Annotated in this window: 21 protein-coding genes and 1 tRNA gene; 13 read left to right on the top strand and 9 right to left on the bottom strand. The window is 66.8% G+C overall.

Going from position 1 to position 25,143, the window contains the following annotated elements; genetic code table 11:
- The coding region (locus ACREE8_RS05310) for an efflux RND transporter permease subunit (RefSeq protein WP_431571939.1) at window positions 1-1,411 on the top strand (1,411 nt) is incomplete at its 5' end.
- A gap of 7 nt (window positions 1,412-1,418) precedes the next feature.
- Here the strand turns inward: ACREE8_RS05310 and ACREE8_RS05315 are convergent.
- The 3 genes from ACREE8_RS05315 to ACREE8_RS05325 form a co-directional block, all read right to left on the bottom strand.
- Window positions 1,419-2,789, bottom strand: a complete 1,371-nt coding sequence (locus tag ACREE8_RS05315) for a S8 family serine peptidase (RefSeq protein ID WP_431571940.1) — start codon at window positions 2,787-2,789, stop codon at window positions 1,419-1,421.
- A gap of 126 nt (window positions 2,790-2,915) precedes the next feature.
- Window positions 2,916-3,686: an anti-sigma factor family protein gene (locus ACREE8_RS05320; RefSeq protein WP_431571941.1), complete on the bottom strand. Its 771-nt coding sequence runs from the start codon at window positions 3,684-3,686 to the stop codon at window positions 2,916-2,918.
- Window positions 3,683-4,210, bottom strand: a complete 528-nt coding sequence (locus ACREE8_RS05325; RefSeq protein ID WP_431571942.1) for an RNA polymerase sigma factor — start codon at window positions 4,208-4,210, stop codon at window positions 3,683-3,685. Before ACREE8_RS05325 ends, ACREE8_RS05320 begins: the two co-directional genes overlap by 4 nt.
- A gap of 253 nt (window positions 4,211-4,463) precedes the next feature.
- Between ACREE8_RS05325 and ACREE8_RS05330 the strand changes: the two genes are divergently transcribed.
- A complete protein-coding gene (locus ACREE8_RS05330; RefSeq protein WP_431571943.1) occupies window positions 4,464-5,177 on the top strand; it encodes a tetratricopeptide repeat protein in 714 nt (237 codons plus the stop codon).
- 53 nt (window positions 5,178-5,230) lie between these two features.
- Here ACREE8_RS05330 and ACREE8_RS05335 read toward each other — a convergent pair.
- Window positions 5,231-5,305: transfer RNA gene (locus ACREE8_RS05335), tRNA-Thr, on the bottom strand.
- A gap of 315 nt (window positions 5,306-5,620) precedes the next feature.
- On the opposite strand from ACREE8_RS05335, the gene ACREE8_RS05340 reads away from it, so the two are divergent.
- Window positions 5,621-7,240 (top strand): alkaline phosphatase D family protein, encoded by a 1,620-nt coding sequence (locus ACREE8_RS05340; protein ID WP_431571944.1) that lies wholly within the window; start codon window positions 5,621-5,623, stop codon window positions 7,238-7,240.
- 200 nt (window positions 7,241-7,440) lie between these two features.
- Window positions 7,441-7,695: a GlsB/YeaQ/YmgE family stress response membrane protein gene (locus tag ACREE8_RS05345; RefSeq protein ID WP_431571945.1), complete on the top strand. Its 255-nt coding sequence runs from the start codon at window positions 7,441-7,443 to the stop codon at window positions 7,693-7,695.
- A 75-nt stretch (window positions 7,696-7,770) separates the two neighbouring features.
- On the opposite strand, the gene ACREE8_RS05350 is transcribed toward ACREE8_RS05345, so the two are convergent.
- The 3 genes from ACREE8_RS05350 to hemC are packed head-to-tail and all read right to left on the bottom strand — an operon-like array spanning window position 7,771 to window position 12,364.
- Window positions 7,771-9,222 carry a heme biosynthesis protein HemY gene (locus ACREE8_RS05350; protein WP_431571946.1) on the bottom strand — a complete coding sequence of 484 codons (1,452 nt, stop codon included), beginning with the start codon at window positions 9,220-9,222 and terminating at the stop codon, window positions 7,771-7,773.
- Between the two features lie 23 nt (window positions 9,223-9,245).
- Window positions 9,246-11,399, bottom strand: coding sequence for a uroporphyrinogen-III synthase (locus tag ACREE8_RS05355; protein ID WP_431571947.1), 2,154 nt, complete (start codon window positions 11,397-11,399; stop codon window positions 9,246-9,248).
- Window positions 11,400-11,422: 23 nt separating this feature from the next.
- Entirely contained in the window at window positions 11,423-12,364 is a 942-nt protein-coding gene (gene hemC, locus ACREE8_RS05360; RefSeq protein ID WP_431571948.1) for a hydroxymethylbilane synthase, read from the bottom strand.
- A 295-nt stretch (window positions 12,365-12,659) separates the two neighbouring features.
- Between hemC and tsaD the strand changes: the two genes are divergently transcribed.
- From tsaD to ACREE8_RS05380, 4 genes are all read left to right on the top strand, one after another.
- Complete coding sequence (tsaD, locus tag ACREE8_RS05365; protein WP_431571949.1) at window positions 12,660-13,748, top strand: tRNA (adenosine(37)-N6)-threonylcarbamoyltransferase complex transferase subunit TsaD; 1,089 nt, start codon at window positions 12,660-12,662, stop codon at window positions 13,746-13,748.
- Window positions 13,745-14,746 carry an NAD(P)H-dependent glycerol-3-phosphate dehydrogenase gene (locus ACREE8_RS05370; protein ID WP_431571950.1) on the top strand — a complete coding sequence of 334 codons (1,002 nt, stop codon included), beginning with the start codon at window positions 13,745-13,747 and terminating at the stop codon, window positions 14,744-14,746. Before tsaD ends, ACREE8_RS05370 begins: the two co-directional genes overlap by 4 nt.
- 860 nt (window positions 14,747-15,606) lie before the next feature.
- Window positions 15,607-16,485 (top strand): NmrA family NAD(P)-binding protein, encoded by an 879-nt coding sequence (locus ACREE8_RS05375; protein WP_431571951.1) that lies wholly within the window; start codon window positions 15,607-15,609, stop codon window positions 16,483-16,485.
- A 241-nt stretch (window positions 16,486-16,726) separates the two neighbouring features.
- Complete coding sequence (locus ACREE8_RS05380; protein WP_431571952.1) at window positions 16,727-17,101, top strand: hypothetical protein; 375 nt, start codon at window positions 16,727-16,729, stop codon at window positions 17,099-17,101.
- A gap of 273 nt (window positions 17,102-17,374) precedes the next feature.
- Here ACREE8_RS05380 and ACREE8_RS05385 read toward each other — a convergent pair whose 3' ends face one another.
- Window positions 17,375-19,273 (bottom strand): PAS domain-containing sensor histidine kinase, encoded by a 1,899-nt coding sequence (locus ACREE8_RS05385; RefSeq protein ID WP_431571953.1) that lies wholly within the window; start codon window positions 19,271-19,273, stop codon window positions 17,375-17,377.
- A gap of 279 nt (window positions 19,274-19,552) precedes the next feature.
- Between ACREE8_RS05385 and ACREE8_RS05390 the strand changes: the two genes are divergently transcribed.
- From ACREE8_RS05390 to ACREE8_RS05405, 4 genes are read left to right on the top strand one after another with little or no spacing between them, the layout of a single operon-like run.
- The gene (locus tag ACREE8_RS05390) at window positions 19,553-19,837 is read left to right on the top strand and encodes a YciI family protein (RefSeq protein ID WP_431571954.1); all 285 of its coding nucleotides are present in this window, start codon (window positions 19,553-19,555) and stop codon (window positions 19,835-19,837) included.
- Window positions 19,838-19,862: 25 nt separating this feature from the next.
- Complete coding sequence (locus tag ACREE8_RS05395; protein ID WP_431571955.1) at window positions 19,863-20,279, top strand: EVE domain-containing protein; 417 nt, start codon at window positions 19,863-19,865, stop codon at window positions 20,277-20,279.
- Window positions 20,280-20,774, top strand: coding sequence for a GNAT family N-acetyltransferase (locus ACREE8_RS05400; protein WP_431571956.1), 495 nt, complete (start codon window positions 20,280-20,282; stop codon window positions 20,772-20,774).
- Window positions 20,775-20,827: 53 nt separating this feature from the next.
- Window positions 20,828-21,172 (top strand): Rieske (2Fe-2S) protein, encoded by a 345-nt coding sequence (locus tag ACREE8_RS05405; RefSeq protein WP_431571957.1) that lies wholly within the window; start codon window positions 20,828-20,830, stop codon window positions 21,170-21,172.
- Between the two features lie 8 nt (window positions 21,173-21,180).
- On the opposite strand, the gene ACREE8_RS05410 is transcribed toward ACREE8_RS05405, so the two are convergent.
- Window positions 21,181-22,863, bottom strand: a complete 1,683-nt coding sequence (locus tag ACREE8_RS05410) for a methyl-accepting chemotaxis protein (protein WP_431571958.1) — start codon at window positions 22,861-22,863, stop codon at window positions 21,181-21,183.
- 329 nt (window positions 22,864-23,192) lie between these two features.
- On the opposite strand from ACREE8_RS05410, the gene acs reads away from it, so the two are divergent.
- Window positions 23,193-25,133 (top strand): acetate--CoA ligase, encoded by a 1,941-nt coding sequence (gene acs, locus ACREE8_RS05415; protein ID WP_431571959.1) that lies wholly within the window; start codon window positions 23,193-23,195, stop codon window positions 25,131-25,133.
- The last annotated feature ends 10 nt before the right edge of the window (window positions 25,134-25,143 follow it).

Consider the following 25,143-nt stretch of genomic DNA (forward strand, 5'->3'; position numbering starts at 1 on the left):
CAGCTATACCGACCGCTATATCAAGATGATCGAGCAGCTCTGGGACAGCGTGCCCGAGAAGGAAGCCTATTTCACCGTGACCGGCTTCCCGGTGGTGAACCAGGGCATCGGCTTCATGAGCTTCGTCGACTGGTCGAAGCGCACGCGCTCGGCTTTCGAGATCGTGCAGAGCCTGTCGGGCCCGATGTTCGCCAATCCGGGCCTGCTCGCCTTCCCGATCATGTTCCCGCCGCTGGGCCAGGAGTTCGACCAGACGCCGGTGCAATTCGTGGTGCAGACCACCGGCACCTATGAAGAGCTGCAGAGCCTGGTCAACAAGATCATGGCCGAAGCCGCCAAGAATCCGGGCCTCGCCAATCTCGACTCCGATCTCAAGCTCAACAAGCCCGAGCTGCGGATCGATGTCGATCGCGACAAGGCGGCCGACCTGGGCGTCTCGGTCGAGGCGCTGGGCCGCACGCTCGAGACCCTGCTGGGCAGCCGGCAGATCACGCGCTTCAAGCTCGAGGGCGAGCAATATGACGTGATCCTGCGCATGGAGGAGACCGAGCGGAGCCGGCCGGGCGACATCGCCGCGATCTATGTGCGCGGCAAATCGGGCGAGATGATCCCGCTCGCCAACCTGGTCAAACTCGACGAAACCGTGGCCCCGCGCGAGCTCAACCATTTCAACAAGCTGCGTGCCGCGCGCATCACCGCCTCGATCGCGCCCGGTTACAGCCTGGGCCAGGCGCTCCAGTTCCTGCGCCAGACAGTGAGCCAGGTCGCGACCACGCCGGTCTCGATCGACTATGCCGGCCAGTCGCGCGAGTTCCTGCAGGCCTCGAGCAGCCTCTATGTCGTCTTTGCGCTGGCCCTGGTTTTCATCTTCCTGGTGCTGGCGGCGCAGTTCGAAAGCTTCCGCGACCCGCTCATCATCATGCTGACCGTGCCGATCGCCATGACCGGCGCGCTGGTGGCGCTGCATTTCAGCCATGGCACGCTCAATGTCTACAGCCAGATCGGCCTGGTCACGCTGGTGGGGCTGATCACCAAGCATGGCATCCTGATCGTCGAGTTCGCGAACCAACTGCGCGCGCAGGGGCGCGACAAGATCCAGGCCGTGATCGAGGCCGCGACCTTGCGGCTGCGGCCGATCCTCATGACGACCGGCGCGATGGTGCTGGGCGCCATTCCGCTGGCGCTGGCGACCGGGGCCGGTGCGGAAAGCCGCCAGCAGATCGGCTGGGTCATCGTCGGCGGCATGTCGCTCGGCACCTTGCTGACGCTCTTCGTCGTGCCGGTCGCCTATTCGCTGCTGGCGCCGAAGACGCTGCCCGACGCGATCCTCGAATCGGCACGCGAGCATGCCGCGATCGAGGCCCGCGAGGATGAGGCACGACGGCTGCGCAGCGAAGCGCCGGCGGAATAGCCGAGGCTCAGCGCCCGCTGCATTTCCCGTCGCTCTGCAGCAGGCCCCAGCCGAAATCGGGGTCATGCCCGGCTGGCCCCAGATCGCGCGCGGTGGCCGCGATGGCGCGATGCATCGCGGCGGCATCGGCGGGACCGCCTTCGGCGATCCTGGCCGCGACCCAGGCGGTGACGAAGGGCGCCGCGAAAGAGGTGCCCGTCTCCGGCCCTGCTGCCGGCGAGACCACGCGCACGCCGGGTGCCGCCACATCGACATAGTCGCCGCGATTGGCCTGCTCGTAGCGGCGGCCATCGACATCGACCGCCGTCACCGCGATCACGCCGTCGAGGGCCGCCGGAAAAGCGGGCGGCGCATCGGGTCCGCCATTGCCGGCGGCAGCGACCAGCACGGCGCCGCGCTCGGCCGCGCGCGCGACCGCGAGATCGATCAGGAGATTCTCGTCGCCGGCGAGACTGACATTGATCGCCTGGATGCCGGCGCCGACCATCCAGTCGAGCGCCCGGGCGAATCCCACCGCCGTGGCCCGGGCCTCGCCCTTGCCGTCGAGCGCGAAGATCGAGGCCACATAGAGCTCGGCCTGCGGCATCAGGCCCTCGGGCTGCGATGCCGCTGCTGAGGCGCTGTCGAGACTGATGATCCCGGATGACGACCCGCCGCCCACCAGGATGCTGGCGACCGCCGTACCGTGATCGCGGGGCGCCGGATCCTCGCCGGCATCGATGAAGCTCTGCTGGCGGATCCGATGGCCGCCGAAGCCGGGCGCTTGCGGATCGACGCCGGTGTCGATCATGCCGAGCCGCAGGCCCGCGCCACAGCCCGAGGCGGGGCTGGGCCAGCCGATGAGCCGCGCCGGATCGCCGGGTGCGGGCAACGTCAGGCTCGCCATCGGCGCATAGAGCGCGTTCACATCGATCTGCAGGGCCGGCAGGCGCGCCTTCAGCAGCGCTTCTCCCGTCGCCAGCGACATCTGCGGCGGCAGGCCGATGCGCACCGCCGTCAGATCGAGCGCCGTGAAGGGCGTTTCCTCGATGACGCGCATGCCGAGCTGCGCCAGCGTGCCTCTCAGACCCTCGGTCGGACCGACCGCCACCAGCTCATGGGCGACCGCACGGCCGGCATGGTCGCTGCTCTTGCCCGTGCCGCCGCCATCGTCGCTGCCGCCATCGTCGCCGCCTTCGCCGCCACCATCGTCACTGCCTTCGCTGCCCGAGCTGCCGGAGCCGCTGGAACTGCCGGAGCCGCCGCCCTCACCACCGCCGCCGCCCTCGCCACCACCGCCACCCCCGCCGTCATCGGCAAGCGCCGCCTGCATTCCAAGATCGAGATCGAGAGAAGAGACGACGCGCAAGCTCGGCGCCGCGCTAATGACCAAGGCCATCAGCAAGGGACCGGCGATGCGATAGCGCAGATGGGTCCGGCGCGAAGCCGCTGGCGCGCGCGTTGGAAACAGAGAGTGACGATCGGGTCTCATCGCAACCATGAATTCGGTTCGAAGCGCCGGGCCTCAGCCACCGACGGCGGCCGGCATGGAGAAGACTTCCCACCCGCCGCCAATCCGCCGGCAGGCGAAACCGGATTCCGCCGAGGGCGCACCGCCGCTCACGGTGCGGTCATGGCGGAACTCGCGACAGGCGAAGCCGCCATGGGCAACGAAATCGCCCAGGAGCGTGACCCGTCCGGCGATGCCGTGAGCGGCATCGGCATAGGTCTCGCTCTCGCCCGTCGCGCCCTGATCCAGCAGCTTGGTGAGGCTCGTCTCATAGAGCGCCGCGGCCGGATCGTTGGCGGCGCCCGCGAGCTTGAGACCGGCGTTCAGGCTCATTTCTTTCCAGGCCATGCCGCCGACAAAGCCCAAACCCAGCAGCAGCAGGCTGGCCGCGAGCGGCATCAGCCGCCAGCCGGTCTTTCGGCGCGCGGGCGGCGCGGGATGGCGGCGCAGGCTGGCGAGCTTCTCGCGCGAGGACTGGCGCCCGTCTTCGCCATCGCCGCCGCGAAGGAGGGCCGCCAGCCCTGCGGGCAGGGGCTCCTGGATCGCCGCGTCATAGGCCGTTTTGACCGCCTCGGCGCTCCGGCGCATCAGCGCCACCTTGTTGCGGGCCTCCGCGTCCTGCGCCAGCAGCGCCTCGACGCGGCGCGAGCCGGCCGCGTCGAGCTCGCCATCGACATAGGCGACCAGCGTGGCTTCGTCCCAGAAACGGCTGCCGCCGGTCCCTTCGCCCGAGGCCGCACCCTCTCGGCCGGAACCCCGATCCCCCGAACCCCGATCCATCGTCATGATCTCGCCCTCGTGGCATCGCTGGAAGCCGGGCTTTCTGCCGACAGAGCCTGGCCCAAAGTCAATCGCGCGCGCGACAAGCGGCTCATCACCGTGCCGATCGGAATCTCCAGGATCTCGGCGGCCTCCTTGTAGGAGGCGCCTTCGACCGAGACCAGCAGCAGCACGGCGCGCTGCTCGGCCGGCAGCTTGGCGACCTCGCGCCGCGCCTCGGCGAGGCCGAGCTTCGCCTCCATCTCGCGCGCCTGGTCGCCACCGGGAAAGCTCGCCATCACATCCTCATCGACCGCGATCTCGCGCCGCCGTCGCGACCGGATCTGGTCGATCCACAGATTCTGCAGAATCCGATAGACCCAGCTGTCGAGGCGCGTGCCGGGCCGCCATTGATCCGCCCGGTCGAGGGCCCGCAGGCAGGCGCTCTGCAGCAGATCGTCGCCGTCCGCCATATTGCCGGCGAGGCCATAGGCGAACCGCCGCAGCCGCGGCAGCAGCGTCACCAGTTCCTCGCGCATCGTCTGGTTCACGCCGTCAGATCCGCCTTCCTCGGGCTCTCATTGCCACGACAACGGCCAGCCCCGGGATTTATTCCCGGGGCTCTCGGCAGACACCGGAAAAAACCCGTGGGAAGGCTCCCTCCGATCGCGAGCTCATCCTACCATGACCGGCACCCGGGGATGCCTATTGGGCCCGACCCGTCGCTCTGGCCCGATGCGGCGCGGTCCGGCTAAACTCCGGAACCCGAGTGACATTCGCCGAACCGTAAAACCCCGAGGTTCGATGCAGGCAATCAGGCAGTACGCAACCGGGATGGCGGCCCTGCTGGCGATCCTGGCGCTCACTGTCGGTGCCCCGATGCAGCCTGCCCGTGCTGGCATGGACGAGGCCGCCGAGGCCCTCGCCCACGGCGATTGGGCAATCGCCTTCCGCGAGATGAAACCGCTGGCGGAGGCGGGCAATCCCGACGCCCAGTACAAGCTTGGATGGATGTACCACCGCGGCGACGGCATTCCGGTGGATTACTCGTCGGCGCGATTCTGGTTTGAAAAGGCGGCAGCCCAGGGTCAGCCCGATGCGGAGCTGGAGCTGGGCGATCTCTATGCGCATGGCCAGGGTGTGATGAAGAACCTCACCACGGCTGCCGACTGGTATGGCAAGGCGGCGGCGCACGGCAATGCCGAGGCGATGAACAATCTGGGAGCGATGGCTGCCGGCGGCGAAGGCCGGCCGGCCGATCCGGGCGAAGCCCTGCGCTGGTTCACAGGCGCCGCGAACAAGGGCTTTGCCGGCGCGCAATATAATCTGGGGCTGATCTATGCGCGCGGCGAAGGCGTGCCGGTCGATATGAAAGCCGCCTATATGTGGTTCCGCCTCGCGGCCGATGATGGCAACGAGGATGCGCCGCAAGCGCTCCAGGCCGTCGCCCCGACCTTGACGAAACAAGAGATCGAGGCCGCCGAGACGGCGGCCGATAACTGGCAAGCCCAGCCCTGACGGCGGAATGAATCTCCGGGGCTCACGCAGACGTCGAATCGCGAGGGGAAGGATGGTGCCGCAGGAGGGAATTGAACCCCCGACCCACGCATTACGAATGCGTTGCTCTACCCCTGAGCTACTGCGGCAACCGGGGTATCCATAAGGCGGCGCACGCTAGAGCAGGCGCCCCGGTTCCGTCAACCATGGTAAATTGCACCCAAGCGCCTGGGAAACAAGGCCAGGAGCCCCACGGAACCGCCCTCAAACCTAGGCCGAAATGGTCAATAGAGCCTTAGGAGAGCCGGTTTGGCGGTCTCGCCTGAGACGCGGGGAAGCTGCGGCATTCGATCCCCGCGGCCCAATTTGACGCCATTGCAACCGCTCCGTCACACGCCCGCCCCGGATGACCCTTAGGGTCCGCCCTGAGGCCCAGCGATCCAACCGACTTGGGAGAGCCACGGATGCGCGCCAAACGGACCCGACCCGCCACCCCTTCGACCCCCACCGACTCGCTCTGGCCTGCCTTCTCGCGCCGCTGGCTGCTGCGCACCGGCTCGGCCGGCCTCGGCGCCGCCCTCCTGTCGGGCGGCACCTCGCTCCTGATGCCGCGCCCGGCCCTGGCGACAGCCAGCCGGCCCCTGATCACCCATGGGCTCCAGAGCGGCGACGTCGCCAGCGACGGCGCCATCGTCTGGGCACGCACCGACCGCCCGGCCCGCATGATCGTCGATTACTCGCTGAGCGACAGCTTCACCGAGTCGAGTCGCGCGATCGGCCCGGCCGCGCTCGAGGAAGGCGATTTCACCGCCCGGCTTCAGCTGACGGGCCTGCCCGCCGGCCAGGATGTGTTCTATCGCGTGAGCTTCGAGGATCTGAGCGATCTCACCTCGCTGAGCGAGCCGCTGACCGGTCATTTCCGGACCGCCCCCGCCGACAAGCGCGATGTCAATTTCGTTTGGGGCGGCGACGTGGTGGGCCAGGGCTGGGGCATCAATTCCGATCTCGGCGGCATGACGATCTTCAAGGCCATGGCGGGATTGACGCCGGACTTCTTCATCCATTCCGGCGATTCGATCTATGCCGACGGACCGCTCAAGGCCGAGGCCGATCTGCCGGACGGCTCCAAATGGAAGAATGTGGTGATCGAGGAGAAGTCCAAAGTCGCCGAGACGCTGGCCGAGTATCGCGGCAACTACAAATACAATCTGATGGACGAGAATCTGCGCGCCTTCAACGCCGGCGTGCCGATCCTCGCGCAATGGGACGATCACGAGACGCGCAACAACTGGTATCCGCGCCAGATCATCGGCAATGACGACCGCTATCAGGTGAAGAGCCTGGCGCTGCTTTCCGCCTATGCCGGCCGCGCCTTCCACGACTACATGCCGATGCGCATCGACCCGCAGAACCGCGACCGCGTGAACCGGGTGATCCATTACGGACCGCTGCTCGACGTGTTCATGCTCGATATGCGCAATTATCGCGGCGACAATTCCAAGAATCTCCAGCCGGTCGCCGGGCCCGACACCGCGTTCCTCGGTGTCGAGCAGGTGAACTGGCTGAAGCAGGAAATGAAGGCGAGCAAGGCCGTGTGGAAGGCGATCGCGGCCGACATGCCGATCGGCCTGGTCGTCCCCGACGGCGACAATTTCGAGGCCATCGCCAACAAGAATGACGGTCCGCCCCTGGGCCGCGAGCTCGAGATCGCCGATCTCCTGCGCTTCATCAAGCAGAGCGGCATCACCAACACGGTCTGGTTCACCGCCGACGTGCATTACACGGCGGCGCATTTCTACGACCCGAACCAGGCGAAGTTTCAGGATTTCGAGCCGTTCTGGGAGTTCGTCTCGGGGCCGCTCAATGCCGGCACTTTCGGGCCCAACCAGCTCGACCCGACCTTCGGACCGCAGCTCAAATACATCAAGGCGCCCGAGACCGGGCAATCCAACCTGGCTCCCAGCGCCGGCTATCAGTTCTTCGGCCATGTCCATATCGACGGCGCCAGCACCGCCATGACCGTCACGCTCAAGGACATGAAGAACCAGGATCTCTATCGAGTCGAGCTGACGCCGGCCGTTTGAACTTTCTTGGCTTTCCTCTCCCCCGCCACGCGGGCGGAGAGGAAAGATCTTTCCTGCTTCGACTCGACTCGGCGGCGTGTGCGTCCCCTCTTTTGCGAAGTCTCCCAGCGTTCTAGATTGGCGTTCGTGTCGGCGTCACCGGGGCGCTTGGCGATCGGCCTTCCCTCGGAAGGCCGATTGGAGAGAAGGGAGTTTCGACAATGGGCATTCTTTCGTGGATCCTGCTCGGCCTCGTGGCCGGCGCCTTGGCAAAATTCATCATGCCCGGCAACGATCCGGGCGGCATCATCGTCACCATCATCATCGGCATCGTGGGCGCCGTGATCGGCGGCTTCATCGGAACCCAGCTCGGCTTCGGCGATGTGAGCGGCTTCAATCTCCACAGCCTGCTCGTCGCCATCCTGGGATCGCTGATCCTGCTGGTCGGCTTCCGGATGATCCGGCGCGCCTCCTGAAACGCCTTTCCGAATCATGGGACGACGGCCGGCGGAGTTCACGCCGGCCGTTTTCTTTTGGACCGCCGGAACGTCTCAGGTGATGAGGCGCGCGGCGTCGATCGGCGCGGCGCCGGTCTCCGCCTTGGGACCGCCGGCGGCAGCCGGCGCCGGCGCGACCGGCGTCGGGCTCGCCGGCAGATAGCGCGCCTCGTTGCTGCGCGTATCGGCGGCAGCGCCGCCCAAGGCCAGCACCACGCGGGCTCCTTCCTTCCAGGCAAGGCTGTCGAACTCACCGCAATGGCCGCAGCGCGCGGTCCAGTCGCCGGCCGTGGCGCCGCAATGATTGCAGACCCAGGCGGGATCGGGCGGCGCATCGGCCGCGGCCATCAGCCAGCGCCGCGCCGCGGCCAGATCGCCATGCTCACCCTCTTCCAACCGGGCCATCAGGCGGCAGAGCCGCAATGAAGGCGACGACCGCTCGGCCGCGGCCACCGCCTCGAGATTGCGGCGCGCCGGTCCCCAGAGCCCCGCGGCGATCGCGGTTTCGGCCAGCGTCAGCCGGCTCTCGGTCGCGTCGGGGCGTCCATGGGTCAGCTTCTCGAACCGCCGCGCCCGGTCGAGCGCGCTTTCATTGGGCCTTATGGCGGCATAGGCGCTGGCAATGGTCGGATGGCCGAGCCCGCGGTTCCAGGCCTTCTCCAGGATCTTCTCGGCCTCGCGCTCACGGCCGGCGCGCGCCAGCAGGCGCGCCTCGATCGCCAGCGCCGGCACGAAATCCGGCAGCAGCCGCACCGCATCGCGCGCCAGCGCCGTGGCCCGCACCGATTCGGCCTCGAGCCGGGCCTGCTCGAGATAGGAGATGCCTTCGATGCGGCGATGGCGCTCGCGATCGATGACCTTGAGCTTCTCGGCGGCCTTGGCCGTCCGGCGCGCGGAGATCCATTCGCCCTGCTTCAATTCGAGATCGAGCAGCGCCTTCGCGGCCCAGCCGGCCTGCGGCCGTTCCTCATGCGCCTTGGCCGCGAGCTTCAAGGCTTCGCCGGTGTCGCCCTTGGCCAGCGCCTGGTTGAGCAGGCCGCGCATGCCGAGAAAGGCCGTCTCCGGCCGCTCCAGCATGGCGGTGAAATAGCGCCGCGCCGCCGTCTCGTCGCCGGAGAGCTGCGCCGCCTGGGCCGCCAGCAGCAGCGTCAGCGGCGGTTCCTTCAACAGCCCATGTGCGATGCGCGCCTGGCGCTTGGCTTCCTCCGCATCGCCGGCCGCGACCGCGACCATGCCTTGCGTCAGGGCGCGATAGCCCTTGAGCCGCTGGCGTTCGCCGCGACGCTCCGAAAGGCGCCGCGGGCCCCGCACGATCACATGCCAGAGCCGATAGAGCACGGCCGCGAGCGCCATCATCAGCAGCAGGGCTGCCAGCAGCACACCGACGCTGGTATCGACGCGCCAGCCGAGCCAGTCGAAGCTGACATGGCCGGGCCGGTCCGCGATCCAGATCGCCGCCGCGATCAGGATCGCAAGCTTGAGGAGAAACCAGAGCGTGCTGCGCATGGGCCTTGCGCGTCCTCCTGCTCTCAGCCGCCGCCGGTCGCAGGCGGCGCCGCCACGCGCGCCAATGCGGCCTGCTCGAGCCCATCGAGCGCGGAATCGGCCGCGAGACGGGCCGCGGCGTTCTCGCGCCAGCTCTTGACGACATCGGCCGCAGGTCCGGTCAGTCCGTCCAGCGCCGCGTTGGTGGCCGCGAGATCGCCGGCCGCTGCGGCACCTTCGGCGCGCGCCAGCCGGTCGGAGTTGCTGTCGCCGGTCGCAGCGCCATCGCTGGGCCTGACCTTGACCAGCTTCGAGAGGCCGGACAGCAGCCGGTCGAGCCAGCCCTTGCCGGAGGAAGTCTCGGCCAGGGCACCGCCGGAAGCCTCCAGCGCCATGTCCACCAGACCCGGCACCTGCTGCAGCAGCGCCGAGGCGGTCGGCAATCCTTGCGGCGCAAAGTTCCCCAGCGTCAGATGCGCCTTGGTCAGCACATCGGCCAACCCGTCATCGCCGGCCGCGAGCCCGTCGACCGCCTGCAGCTCGGCATTGAAGGGACGGCCCGCCGCGATGGCGCTCTTGAGCTGCGCCGTCGCCAGCAGCAGCGCCGCATTCCTGGCCTCGCCCTTGGCAGGATCAGGACGCGCCTCGAGCGCCATCAGGCGCTGCGCGGTCTGGTCCAGCGTCGCCTTCAGCGCCGCATTTTCCTGCTGCAGCTGATCGAGCGCACTCAAGCGCTGTGTCGCCTGGTCGAGCGTCGATTTGAGCGACGCGTTCTCGTTCGACAATTGATCGAGCGAAGCCTGCAGATTGGCCAGGGCCGCACTGTCGGCACCGCTGTCGCTGGATGCCGGGGCTGGAGCCGGCGTCGCGGCGGCAGTCGCGGCGAGGCTCTCGAGCTTGGCGCGCAAGTCCGCGACCTCGCCCGGCAGGGCCGCGATATCGTCGGGCAACGCCGGCGCCGCACCCGTCGCCGCCGAGGCCTGTTGCCCGATCTTGTCCTGCAGCTCGGCCTGCGCCTTGACCAGCGCCTCGAGCTTCGGGGTGAGCTCGCCCACCTGTTTCTCGAGCGCGCCGATGCGCTCCCATTGCGCCTGACGCTCGGTCGCCGCGCGTTCCATCGCGGCCTGCATCAGCGCGAGATCGCTTTCGAGCTGGGCCGCCTCCGCCTTCACGGCCGCGAGGTTCGTATCGGTCGAAACAGCGCTGCCCGTTGCTGTCGAAGCCGTGCCGGTCGAGCCGGGCACCACCGTTTCCGAGGTCGCCGTCAAGCGATCGAGGAAAGGCTGCCAGAGCGGCCGCGAGGCCACGACCGCCACCACCAGGATCAGAAGCGCGGCCACCAGCGCGAAGCGCCGCGCCGGCGGGGGACGGCGCGCCATGCGTTTCAAGGCGGCCTCGATATCGGCCGGCGCCGGCGTATCGGCAGCGCTCGCGGTGTCGCGCGTGGCGGCACTGCTGGCGGCCGGTCGCGCGGCTTCGGCCGCCTGATCGACCAGCCGCAGCATCGAAGGCAGATCGGCTTTCTCCGCCGTCAGGAGCGAGCGCCAGGGCAGGCCCTGCGCCGCCTTCTCGACCGCCGGGCTGAGGCAGAGCGCGGTCGCCTGCTCGATCCCATGCAATGCCGCATCGCCCGCGTCATGCACCAGCGAGACGAAGGTCTCGGCCGTGCGCGGCGAAAACAACAGCACCAGACCGATCTCGCCGCGTTCCAGACGCGCCTTGGCATCGTCGGTCAGGGCCGCCGCCTGATCGGCGGAATAAAGCATGACGCGCCGGAGCTCGAAGCCTTTTTCGCTCAACAGGCTCGCGAGATCGCCGGCAACCGCCGAGCCCGCCGCGTGGAACAAGGCGCCGCGCTTGGGATCGAGACGGCGCGCGACCAGCCGCGCCAGATCGTCGACCGCACCGGCCGCGCTCTCGACATTGTCGAAGCCCGTCGCCCGCGCCGTGCGCGCGGTGTTGTCGCCGACCGCAAAGACCGGCAGGTCGCGGCGCCGGGAAAGATTGGCGAAGGCGCGCACGCCGTTGGCACTGGTGAAGAGCAGCGCCTGCACGCCCTCGAGATCGACCACGGCATCGGCGACGGGTTTGACCGCGAGCAGAGGCTCGCGCACCGCCGTGATGCCGCGCGCGATCAGCGCGGCGGCCAACGGTTCGGCATCGTCATCGGGTCGGGTGATGAGAGCGGTCAGCGCCATGGTGGTTTCCCTGGGTTCGCCTCTCAGGCTCCTTGCAGCCGGGCGAAGAATCCGGCACCGGCCTTGCTGCGCAGCGCCTCGCCGGCCTTGCGTCCCAATTGCGCGGCTTGCGCGACGGGTCCTTCGACGGTTTCGCGGTGATGCTGGCTGCCATCGGGCAACGCGATCAAGGCCCGCAAGGAAAGCCGGTCGTTCGTGATTTCGGCCAGGGCCGCGATCGGCGTGCGGCAGGAACCGTCGAGCGTGGCCAGCAAGGCGCGTTCCGCCGTGACGGCGATATGGGTCGCGGCATGATCGAGCGGCGCCAGCCAGCGCCTCGCCTCGTCATCGTCGGACCGGATCTCGATGCCGATGGCGCCCTGGCCGGGCGCCGGCAGCATCTCGTCGGTCGAGAGCAGCGCCGTCACCTTGTCTTCCATCCCCAGCCGCCGCAGACCCGCGAGCGCCAGCAGCGTGGCATCGATCTTTCCGTCGGCGAGCTTCTGCAGCCGCGTTCCGACATTGCCGCGCAGATTGACCACGGGCAGGTCGGGACGATGCAGCAGGATCTGCGCCTTGCGTCGCAAGGAGGCGGAGCCGACCACCGTGCCCTTCGGCAGGCTGGCGAGGCTGTTGCCTGCGCGCGCGATCAGGGCATCGCGCGGATCCTCGCGCTCCAGCAGAGTGGGGATTTCGAGACCTTCCGGCAGATGCGTCTCCACATCCTTCATCGAATGAACCGCCATGTCGATCTGCCGATCGATCAGCGCCTCCTCGATCTCTTTGGTGAAAAGCCCCTTGCCCCCGATCTCGGTCAAGGGCCGATCCTGAATCTTGTCGCCGGTGGTCTTGATGATTCGAATCTCGATCGCATCGGCGGCGCGCAACGCATCATGCGCGGCCCTGAGCCGGTCGCGCAACTCATGCGCCTGGGCCAGTGCCAGAGGGCTGCCGCGGGTGCCGATTCGGACGCGTGCGCCTGTCATTGCCTGCGACTCGATTTCATCGGCCGTCCTGGGCGAAATGCTTGTTGGAGCCCAGCTTTAGGGCTTTGGCCGGCCTCTGGCAAGCGGCCGCGCCGAGGCGGTTTTTGGGCCGCCAATGTCATTTTGCGGGCTGAATCAAGGCGTCCATCGGCCGCGACTCGCATGGCTGGCGGCGACACCGCGTCGCGATTAGGATCGCGCCCGCCATTGCCGTTCTCCTTCTCCGTGATTTCCGCCGAATTGTGGCAGACCCGTTCCGATTCGCCCGCCCTTCCCTCCGCCCCCGAGTCGCGTCATGCGTGTTCTAGGTATCGAATCCAGTTGCGACGAGACCGCGGTCGCGATCGTGAGCGAAAAGCGCGAACGGATCGTCGAGCTCGTGCTGTCGCAGCTGAAAGAGCATCGGCCCTTCGGCGGAGTCGTGCCCGAGATCGCCGCGCGCAGCCACCTGACCCAGCTCGACCGGATGATCGGCCAGGCGCTCGAGCAATCGGGCATCGCGGCCCGGGATATCGACGCCATCGCCGCCACCGCGGGGCCCGGCCTCATCGGCAGCGTGCTGGTCGGCGTGACGATGGGCAAGGCCATGGCGCTGGCGCTCGATCGCCCCTTCCTCGCCATCAATCATCTCGAAGGCCATGCGCTCTCCGCGCGGCTCGATCCCGGCGTCGAGTTTCCGTTCCTGCTGCTGCTGGTCTCGGGCGGCCATTGCCAATTGCTGCGGGTCGAGGGCGTCGGGCGCTATCGGCGCCTCGGCACCACGGTCGACGATGCGGCCGGCGAGGCCTTCGACAAGGGCGCGAAGCTGCTGGGGCTGGGCTATCCGGGCGGGCCCGCGATCGAGCAGGCGGCGCGGCGCGCAACCGAAGCCGGCCTCGATCCCAAGCGCTACGGTTTGCCGCGCCCGATGCTGGGCCGGCCCGGCTGCGATTTCTCCTTCTCCGGTCTCAAGACCGCCTTGCGCCAGCGCGCCGAGGAGCTCGCGGTCGGCGGCCGCCTGCCCGAGCGGGAGCGCGACGGGCTGGCGCTGGCACTGCAGGAGGCGATCGCAGCCGTGCTGGCGGATCGCACCGCCAACGCGCTCGATATTTGCAGCGCTATCGGCGGCGGGCTGACGGCCCTGGTCGTCGCCGGCGGCGTCGCCGCCAATGGTCGCATCCGCCAGGCGCTGGATCGGGTCGCGCGGGCGAAGGGCCTGACGCTGGTGGCACCCCCTCTCGCGCTTTGCACCGACAATGCCGCGATGATCGCCTGGGCCGGAATCGAACGGCTCCAGGGCGGGCCTGCTCTTGCCCAGGGCGACGGGCTCGATTTCGCCGCGCGGCCGCGCTGGCCGCTCGATCCGAGCGCGCCGCGCGCGGCCGGAGCCGGCGTCAAGGCATGACGATGACCCTGCAGCGATGGGGCATCCTCGGCGCCGGGGCCTGGGGCACGGCCCTGGTGGTCGCGGCACAGCGCGCCGGCCGCGAGGCCCGGCTCTGGACCCATCGCCCCGAGATCGCGGCCCTGATCGCGGCGCGTCGCGAGAACCCGGATTATCTTCCGGGCATCGCCCTCGATCCGCGCATCGGCGCCAGCGCCGATCTCGCCTCGATCCGCGATTGCGACGCGTTGCTGCTGGCCGTTCCCGCCCAGCATCTGCGCGAGGTCAGCGAAAGGCTCGCGCCGCTTTGGCCGCAAGGCCGGCCGGTGGTGATCTGCGCCAAGGGCATCGAGCAGAGCAGCGGGCTCACCATGACGGAACTTCTCGCCCAGACCCTGCCCGGCGCGCCGGCCGCGGTCCTGAGCGGGCCCACCTTTGCCGGCGAGGTCGCGGCCGATCTGCCGAGTGCTGCCACCGTCGCCGCGGCCGATGCGGCGCTGGGACAGGCGATCGTCGAGGCGCTGGCCACCCCGCGTTTCCGACTCTACTGGTCGGGCGATGTGACGGGCGTCGAGCTCGGCGGCGCCATCAAGAACGTGCTGGCCATCGCCTGCGGCATCGTGATCGGCCGCAGGCTCGGCGACAATGCGCGCGCCGCCCTGATCGCGCGCGGGCTGGCCGAGATGATGCGCTTCGCCGTGCCGCGCGGCGCCAAACCGGAAACGCTCATGGGCCTTTCGGGGCTGGGCGATCTGGTCCTCACCTGCAGCGGCCGCCAGTCGCGCAACCTCTCGCTCGGCATCGCGCTCGGCGAAGGCAAGAGCCTCGCCGAATATCAGGCGGGACGGCGCAGCGTGGCGGAAGGGATCTGGACCGCCTCGGCCTTGCGCGCCCAGGCGGAGGCCGCGGGCATCGACATGCCGATCGCGGCGGCGGTGGACGATATCTTGAACCGCAGTGCGGCCATCGATGCGGCGGTCGAGACGCTGCTCTCTCGCCCCTATCGCGCCGAGGATTAGAACTTCCCGCTCAAACTGAACCCGGAAGCGCTCCAGGTCGTTTACTCATAAATCGAGATCGGCGGGCAGTCGTTGGTCGATGTCGGATTTGGAGCTCTTAGCGGACAGAAGTCAGACGCAGCACCACTTCCGAGATGTGCCATGAGCTGACGTCAGCCCTGTGTGACAACGAACGGTTTTCGCGCACGGCCGGCCGACGCTTCGCAAGACTCTCATCCGCCGCGTGTCTCTTCCTTGCCATCGACCTGATCATCCCGGATCAAAGCCATACTTCAGGGAGGAGCATTTCACGGCGGCAGATCACTTTCGCTGCTGGCAGCGCAGTCCGTTCATATTTGTGATTGAAAGGCGATCCCCTGCCTGGATGCCGATCGTCGTAGGGAAGCCGGATCAGCTCACATGACAATGATCCGTGGCCTCGCCGCGCAATCGATCCACAAACAGCAAGAACGTGCAATCTTACCGGCTAGTCGGGTCGTAGTTGTCGTTCGGCGGCAGTTGACGGAAGGTTGCGAGCTAGCCGCATCTGGGAGAACGCCGACGCGGGTGCCAAGATCGAGCATCTCGCGAACGAGCCTAGACACGCCCCTGGTAAACGGAGCCGCAGCGCGGGCTTGCAGGGGTGGCTTCAAGCCGACAACTCCACAGTTGGATCATCAGTGTTGGCAGCCGCATGGACTCATGCGCTGCCAACCCGTCGTCTATGCCGCGACAAGAACAGTGCTAGCAGAAGCCAACGGCTGCCCCACGGCGACGGCAAAGGCCGACCCCTAAGTTCATCAGGAATTGATTGCGCGACCTGGTGCTCGCATCCCGAGACAAGTTCTAAGCTAATTTCTCATTCTGGAAGGATAAGTCTCATGGGCAAGAAAGTGCTGATTACAGGTGCAACGGGAGATACAGGCCGCGCCGCAGTCAAGGAATCGATCGCCCTTGGACTGGTTGTTCGGGCGATGGTGCACAGCAAGGACGCTCGCGCGGAAGCCTTGGAGAAGCTCGGTTCCGAAATCGTGGTTGGCGATCTCCTGGAAATCAACACCGTCCGCGCGGCGATGGAGGGTGTCGAGGCGGCCTACTTTGTATGGCCCGTCCAGCCCGGCCTTATCCATGCGACCGTGAATTTCGCACAAGCCGCGAAGGAGGCGGGTGTATCGACCGTTATCAACCTGTCGCAGCGTTCGGCAAACCGCCATTCCAATAGTAACTCGTGCCGGGACAGCTTCATCGCCGAGGAGGTGCTGAACTGGTCGGGGCTTCCTGTCATCCATCTCCGTCCGACCTACTTCCTCGAGTGGCTCCTTTACCCGTGGCAGCTGCCCTATCTGCAGAAGGGCGTCCTGCGCATGCCAGTCGGGAAGGGACGGCATTCGCCCATCGCTGCGGATGATCAGGGCCGTGCCATTGCAGCGCTTTTGAAAAACCCTGAAGGGCATATCGGAAAGACCATTCCTCTCTCCGGCCCGGTCGAGATGAACCATGAGCAGATGGCGGCGGAGCTGTCCGAGGCGCTCGGTCGCAAGATCGTCTTTCAGGACCTTCCGATCGACGAATACTGCGCGTCGATCAGTAAGATGGGCGTCCCCGCATACATCGTCCAACATCTGGGCGGTGCAATGGCGGACTATCAGAATGGCCGGATGTCCGGAGCGGACAACAATGTCGAGAAACTGACGGGACGCAGATCCATGACCGTTGGTGAATTTGCTCACGCCCATGCGGACGTCCTCAACGCCAAATGAGCTCGTCGGCAGCCAGCAAATCCGACACAAACATCCGGATCTGGCGCAGTTTGAAACCGACAATGAGATTGACGGCCGACGTCGCAATCGATGTTCCGAGGCGGCTATCCAGCGCCATCTCCCGATGGGGTTGAATTGATGAAGCCTCCATTCGTCCCGACCGACCGACTCTGTTTGCTGCTATCTCGGCCAACAAAAGCAATCCGCCTGCGGCAACGACCTAAGGCGACAGGAGATACAAATGTCTGAAGTAAAGAATCCACGCGTGCATGCTGAAATTCTGCCCGCACTCGCCGCCGTGGCCACCAAGACCAACAAGATCCTGGCCATTGGTTCGGTAACCGCCAAGGGCACGCCAGACGCGATCGCTCCCGTCCTGCCCTTCGAGGTGCGCGCTACGGTTCGCAACTATCTCGCCGGAAAAATCGACCAATGGTTCTTTCAGACCGAGGGTTACGGCATTGTCTTCATTATGAATGCGACAAGCCGTGCGGAAGCGCACGAGATATTGGAGAAGCTTCCGCTGGGCGTCGCCGGCATGATGGAATTCGAGCTGATCGCTCTCGGGCCCCTGGCGCCGCTCGCAATGCTCATCGGCGCTCAGGATAGGTCCTGAGACAAAAGAACGAATGGCGGGTTTCGAGCAGCTTCCCAACGTCGGGAATGTCTGGCTCGGGTCATCTGCGGTAGTGACAGAAATCCGCAACTGACGGCCGCTTAGAGACCGAAAGCGGACACAGGGTTAAGCATGCGAGCAGAACCCCTTGGTGCCAATAGTCGCGATCGGCGGGATCAGGCGGCCGAAACAAACGAAGCGCGATCGAATTTGAGAGGGTGGGCGTCGAAAAATGCTCTGGGGCGCCATAGGCAAGATCGAAGGCGCCGGCTCCTAACCGGCGGCCGCCTCGCGCGGCGGGTCGATCTGGCTGATGATGCGCTCGGGCGGAATGCGCAAGGTCACGGTGGTGCCGACATCGAGCGCGCTCTCGAGCAGCAGCTTGCCGCCATTGAGCTCGATCAGCGACTTGGCCAGGGGCAGCCCCAGCCCCGTCCCTTCATAGGTCCGCGAGAGCGAGCTGCTCACCTGCACGAAAGGCGTGAGGGCCGAAGGGATATCCTCGGGGTTCATGCCGATGCCGGTGTCCACGACCAGGAGGTCGAGCCAGCCATCGGCAGCAAGATCGGTGCGGATCGTGATGCTGCCGCCGCGCTTGTTGAACTTGATCGCGTTGGTCAGGAGGTTCAGCAGGGCCTGCTTGACCGAACGCATGTCGCAACGCACCGAGAGCGGCAGGCAGCGCAGATCGGTCACGATGCCGACCTCGCGCTCCTCGGCGCGCACGCTGACCATGCGCAGACAGGCGGAGATCAGCTCGCCGATATCGACCTCGAGGTCGGAGAGCTCCATGCGGCCGGCCTCGATGCGCGACAGGTCGAGGATGTCGTTGACGACGGCGAGCAGATGCTCGCCGCTCTGGCGGATGTCGCGCGCATAGTCGGCATAGGTCGCGACACCGAGCGGCCCGAACATCTCCTTCTCCAGGATCTCGGAGAAGCCGATGATGGCGTTGAGCGGCGTGCGCAGCTCATGGCTCATATTGGCGAGGAACTGCGATTTGGCGCGGTTGGCGGCGACCGCGTCCTCCTTGGCGAGGCGCAGGGTGCTGTCGGCCTCGCGCCGGGCGGAGATGTCGCGCAGCGTGCCGATCATCAATTGCCGGTCGCCCAGCCGCACCCGGCCCACCGCCAGCTCGACCGGGAACTGCGAGCCGTCCTTGCGACGCGCCGTCATCTCGTTGAGCTGGATGTTCTGAGGCTCGCCCTCGGGGCCGGCGAGACGGCGCAAGAGCTGCATGCCGCCGGCACCGCCGGGGCTGTCGGGCAACAGCATGGAGACGTCCGAGCCCGTGACCTCGGCCGCCGAATAGCCGAAGCCGCTCTCGGCTGCCGGATTGAAGGATTCGATCCGGCCCCAGCCATCGACCGTGATCACCATGTCGGCGACATTCTCGAGGATGCCGCGGATACGGGCGTCGGTTTCGCGCAAGGCCGATTCCGAATGAACCAGCTCGCGGGCGCGCGCCTCGGCGATGGCCGTGCGTTCGGCGACGCGGCGCTCGAGCGTCGTGTTCAGATCCTCGAGCGCGCCCATATGTTCGCGCAAGGAGCGCAGCATCGGCCGGAACACCAGGAGCGCGATCGCCAGCACCACGCCGGCGAACAGGATGAGCTCGAGGATCTGCATCCGGCCCAGCTCGCGATGGAGCCGTTCCTCGTAATGCTGCCAGGCTTGCGTCTCGGCATCGAGGGCCGCCAGCAGGCGCGGATAGCTGTCGGCGATGGCCTGCATCTCGATCCGGCCCGGCTTCAGCAGGGTCGGCGGCAGCATCGAGAGCGTATGCGCCTGGGTGATGAAGCGCTGCAGGGTGAATTCGAGCGCGACCTCGTCGGTATTGTAGAAGGCGACCAACTCCTGCGCGGCGGGCCCGAGGCTCTGCACGCGCTCGACCAGCCGCTGATGGATCTCGGAAAGCCGGTCGGCCGCGATCCGCATGCGGGCCTGGTCCTGGCTGTCGGCCTTGCGGGCGATGTCCTGCGCCAGGAGCGCGATCTGCAGCGCGAGCCGGCTCTGCTGGGCGCTGCCATTGACGGTGGCGATCTGCTCCTCCGCCTTGCGGCGCTGCAGCTCGGCCACGGTCGTGGCGGCCGCCGCCACGCCCAGAAGCAGGGCGAGCGCCAAGCCAAGAAGGAGGAACCAACGGCGGATGACGGGGTGCGAGGCAGACATGGATGCTTGCGGGCTCCGCTCCTCCCCCCGTGATGGTGGCCCCAGGAAAAAATTCGCGCCCGTTCCTGAGGGCCTCAGGACGGTCGGACGGGCGAAGGCAGGTCGCCCCGATTCATTCTCCCTTCCAATTCGTTAATAATTTGTCGCTTTTTCGCAGCAGGTTTATCGGCGGTTACCGGCCCCTGCCGGTCTTCCCTCCGGACATGGCCAGAGGCCTCGATCCGGGTTAGGCTCCCCGGCCATTCACCTGTTGTTTTCCGTGATTTGCAAGGAACCGCCATGCTTTACGTCGCCCACTGCCTGGACAAGCCCGGCCATGCCGCGGTTCGCGCGGAGAACCGGCCGGCCCATCTCGAATTCCTGAAGAAGCACACGGGCCAGATCGTCATCGCCGGGCCGCTCCTCAGCGACGATGGGCAGCAGATGGTCGGCAGCCTCTTCATCCTGGAGTTCGACAACCGGGCCGCCGTGGACGGGTTTCTCAAGAGCGACCCCTATGCCAAGGCCGGCCTGTTCGCTTCGGTCGATCTGCGCCCCTGGCGCAAGGTCATCGAGCGCGACTGATCATCGAAGGACAAGGAGACGGTCGATGGCCTATTGGCTGGTGAAGTCGGAGCCCTCGAGCTACGCGTGGGAGCGCCTGGTGAAGGAGGGCAAGGCCCATTGGGACGGTGTGCGAAATCATCAGGCCGCCGCTAATCTCAGGGCGATGAAGATCGGTGACCGGGCCTTCTTCTATCATTCCAACGAGGGCCTGGCGGTGGTGGGCATCGCCGAGATCGCCAAGGCGGCCTATCCCGACCCCTCGGACAAGACCGGCAAGTTCGTGATGGTCGATCTGAAGCCGGTCATGCCGATGAAAGAGCCCGTGACCTTGGCCGCCATCAAGGCCGAGCCGAAGCTCAAGGATATCGCGCTCGTCCGTCTGTCGCGGCTTTCGGTCCAGCCGGTCGATGCCGTCGCCTGGAAGCTCATCTGCAAGATGGGCGGCGTGAGGCCCGAGTGAATGATGGCCATCGCTTCCACGACCCCGGTCCGCCAGGCGACGACGCGGGATGCCGATCTGGTCGGCGATTTTGTGGCCGAGCTGTTCGAGGAGCTCTACGGGCCGGAGTTCGGCCTTGCGCGCCGGTCGATCTACCGGGCTGCGGCTGCGGAGCTGCTGCCGGCCCATGACATCTATGCGGCGTTCCTCGCGCAAGCGCCGACGGGTGAGTCGGTCGGTCTGCTGACCGTGTCGCAATGCGTCGCGGTCTATGCGGGCGGCCGCTTCGGCGAGATCAACGAGTTCTATGTGAAGCCCTCTGCCCGCAAGCTGGGCCTGGGACGTGCCTTGATCGCGGCCGCCACGGCCGAGGCCAAACGGCGCGGCTGGCCCGTGCTGGAAGTGGGCGCACCCGATATGCCCCGCTCTCAGCCGACCTATGATTTCTATCGAAGCTGCGGCTTCACCGAGGTCGGCCCGCGGCTCGAACTCTACATCGCCGCCAGACCGGCGTGACGCGAAGGAGCCTTCCATCCCTGCCGAATCCCCCCGCGACGGACTCCGAAGCCATGCGTCTGTGCCGGATCGATGAGATCCCGGACGGGACGGCGCGCGGATTCCTGATCGGCGAGGGCCCGGCGCGGCTCGATTTCTTCGTCTATCGCCGCGGCGATCGGGTCTTCGCCTATCGCAATGCCTGCCCGCATCAGGGCACGCCGCTCGAGCTGTTTCCCGATCGATTCCTGACCAGCGACCGCCAGCGCTTCCTCTGCAGCACCCATGGGGCGCAGTTCCGCACCGATGACGGTTATTGCGTCAGAGGTCCTTGCAAGGGCAAGTCGCTGCAGCCCTTCGCGGTCGCGACCGAGGCCGGCTGGCTGTTGCTGCCGGCCGATCCCGCCGCTGCGCGCTGAGACGGGACTCAGGCCGCGCGCACATCCTCGAGGAAGCGGCTGACCGCCTGCCCCAGCGCCTGGGCACGGCCGGCGAGCTGCTCGATCGAGCCCAACATCTGCTGCGCCGAATTGCCGGTCTGCTGCGCCGCGGCCGAGACCGCGCTGATATTGCCCGTCACCTGCTGCGTGCCATTGGCCGCCGCCTGGACATTGCGTGCGATCTCCTTGGTGGCGATCGTTTGCTGCTCCACCGCCGCGGAAATCTCGGTCGCGATCTCGGAGATCTTGCCGATGGTGGAACCGATGCCGCCGATGGCGGCCACGGCGTCGCCCGAGACCTTCTGGATGTCGGCGATCTGGGCGCCGATATCCTCGGTCGCCTTCGCCGTCTGGTTGGCAAGGTTCTTCACTTCGGACGCCACCACTGCGAAGCCCTTGCCGGCTTCGCCCGCGCGCGCCGCCTCGATCGTGGCGTTGAGCGCCAGCAGGTTGGTCTGCGAGGCGATGTCGTTGATGAGGTTCACGACCTCACCGATCTTCTGCGCCGCGGCGGCGAGGCCCTGGACGGTGCTGTTGGTATGGCCCGCTTCCTGCACCGCCTTATGCGCGATCTCGGTCGAGCGCTGCACCCGCGTGCCGATCTCGCCGACGGAAGCGGCAAGCTCCTCGGTGGCGCTGGCGACGGTGTTGACGTTGCTCGAGGCCGATTGCGCGGCTTCGGTCACGGTGCCCGACTTTGACGAGGTCTCGGTCGCGGCCTGCGTCATGGTGCGGGCCATCTCCTTCATGCCCGACATCGCCGCCTCGACTTCCTGCAGCAGGCTCGACACGCTCTGGTCGAACTGGCTGGAGAGCTGGTCGAGGCGTTTGGCGCGGGCCTCTTTCGCCTGCTGCTCCTGATGCGTCGCGTCGGCGAGCTCAGCCGCTTTGAGGGCGTTGTCCTTGAAGACCTGAACGGCAGCGGCCATGCGACCGATCTCGTCCTGGCGTTCGCGCGCCGGGATATCAACCGCCATGTCGCCCTGCGCGAGCTTGCTCATGGCGTTGGTCATGGCGACGGTCGGACGCACGATCGAGCGCACCAGGGCCGCCGCGCAGAACAACAGGATCAGCACGCCGGTCGCGGCCGCGATCAGGATCGAGATCGTGGCGACGCGCCCCATGGCATCCGCCTGGTCTTGCGCTTGGCCGACAGCGGCTTCGATCTTCTCGCTGACATCGCCCATCGCGATCTCGAGCGCCTTGAACTCCTCGATGAAGGTCGGGAAGTCGGCATTGGCCGTGGTCGGATTATCGAAGGCTTCCTTGGTGATCTTCTGCGCGCCGGCGATATAGGCTTCGAGCTTGGGCGCCAGCTCGGCCAGCGCGGATTTCACGTCGGCGCCCAGCGTCAGCTTCGAGTTGGCATCGAGGGCGTCGTGGAAGTTCGCCACATGCTCCTTGAGATCGCCCTCGACCTCCTGGCGCGCGGCGGCGGCGCCGTTCATGCCGTCGCGCAGGGCCGAAATCACATCGGCGCGCAGCGCGTCATGCATCATGTCGGCTTCCATGTGATTGCGAAGCGCGGTCGAGGTCACCACCACATCGGCGAGCTGGGCTTCCTGCTCGCCCGCGACCCACAGGCCGACGCCGGCCGTGACGGCGAGCAACAGCGCGCTCAAACCGCTCACGACATAGAAGCGAGTTCCGACGGAAAGCCGAATAGCCATTTGAGCCAGTCCCCTTGATCGAAAGATGTATGGCGTGATGTCGCGAAATTAGGGGGCGGCTGTTAACGGAGGCCTAACCAGCTCTGTATGCGGAAGTATAAAAGCCCCCGCCATCGGCCGGCCGCGACCTGGCGACGGGAAAACTCTCCGCTCCGGACAGGCGCTTGTTCGCGCCGGCCGCTTCCGTCAATATTCCTCTCCTTCAAGCCCTTGGCGGGGCACGGGAAACCGCCCCGCCGCCCGGCTGGAACGCGGGGATGATCCGACCCATCCCCGAGGCCAGGGCCGGGAGCCAAAGGGCAGGCTTTTCCAGGGAGTTGTCCGCCGTCATGACCAGCCCGACCTTGTTCCCCGTGACCGAAGAATTGGCCCGGACCGCCTGGATCGATGAGGCGAAGTACGAGAGCCTCTATCACCTTTCGATGATGGATCCGGAGGGCTTCTGGGGCGAGCAGGGGAAGCTCGTCGACTGGATCAAGCCCTTCACCAAGGTGAAGGATGTCGATTACACGGGCGAGGTCCGGATCCGCTGGTATTACGACGGCAGCCTCAATGTCTCGGCCAACTGCCTCGACCGCCATCTGCCCCAGCGCGCCGACCAGACGGCGATCCTGTGGGAAGGCGACGATCCCAAGGAGCAGAAGCATGTCACCTATGGCGAGATGCATGAGGGCGTCTGCCGGCTCGCCAATGTCCTGAAGAGCCACGGCATCAAGAAGGGCGACCGGGTCACGATCTACATGCCGATGATCCCGGAGGCGGCCTACGCGATGCTGGCCTGCGCGCGCATCGGCGCGATCCATTCGGTGGTGTTCGGCGGCTTCTCGCCCGAGAGCCTGGTGGGCCGCATCCAGGATTGCGATTCCAACTGCATCGTCACCGCCGACGAAGGCTTGCGCGGCGGCCGCAAGATCCCGCTCAAGGCCAATGTCGACGAGGCGCTCGCGCGCTGCCCGTCTGTGAAGACTTGTATCGTGGTGAAGCGCACCGGCGGCGCCATCACATGGGTCGAGGGCCGCGACCACTGGTATCACGACGAAATTGCGAAGGTCTCGGCCGACTGCGCGCCGGTCGAGATGGGGGCGGAGGATCCTCTCTTCATCCTCTACACCTCGGGCTCCACGGGTAAACCCAAGGGCGTGCTGCACACGACCGGCGGCTATCTCGTCTTTGCCGCCATGACCCATCGCTATGTGTTCGATTATCACGACGGCGATATCTATTGGTGCACGGCGGATGTGGGCTGGGTCACCGGCCACAGCTATATCGTCTATGGCCCGCTCGCCAACGGCGCCACCTCCCTGATGTTCGAGGGCGTGCCGAACTATCCCGACGCCTCGCGCTTCTGGCAGGTGATCGACAAGCATCAGGTCAACATCTTCTACACGGCCCCGACCGCGATCCGCGCGCTGATGCGCGAGGGCGAGGAGCCGGTGAAGACGACCAGCCGCAAATCGCTGCGGCTCCTGGGATCGGTCGGCGAGCCGATCAATCCCGAGGCCTGGCTCTGGTACCACCGCGTGGTGGGCGACGATCGCTGCCCGATCGTCGATACCTGGTGGCAGACCGAGACCGGCGGCATCCTGATCTCGCCGCTGCCCGGCGCCACGGCGCTCAAGCCCGGCTCGGCGACCAAGCCGCTCTTCGGCATCAAGCCCGAGATCGTCGATGCCAATGGCGCCGTGCTCGAGGGTGCGGTCGAGGGCAATCTCTGCATCGCCGATTCCTGGCCGGGTCAGGCGCGCACGCTCTATGGCGATCATGCGCGTTTCGCCGCGACCTATTTCTCCGCCTATAAGGGGAAATACTTCACCGGCGATGGTTGCCGGCGCGATGCCGACGGCTATTACTGGATCACGGGCCGCGTCGACGACGTGATCAATGTCTCGGGCCATCGCCTCGGCACGGCCGAGGTCGAGAGCGCGCTGGTCGCCTATCCGAAAGTTGCCGAGGCCGCGGTCGTGGGCTATCCGCACGACATCAAGGGCCAGGGCATCTACGCCTATGTCACGCTCAATCTCGGCGAGCAGCCGAGCGAGGCCTTGCGCAAGGAACTGATCGCCTGGGTGCGCAAGGAGATCGGTCCGATCGCGCAACCCGACCTGCTCCAATTCGCGCCGGGCCTGCCCAAGACGCGCTCGGGGAAAATCATGCGCCGCATCCTGCGCAAGATCGCCGAGAACGAGTATGGCAATCTCGGCGACATCTCGACCCTCGCCGATCCCGCGGTGGTGAAGGACCTGATCGACCACCGGATGAATCGGGGCTGACGCGCGGAAA

This window comes from Hypericibacter sp. (assembly GCF_050729195.1).
GTDB lineage: Bacteria > Pseudomonadota > Alphaproteobacteria > Dongiales > Dongiaceae > Hypericibacter.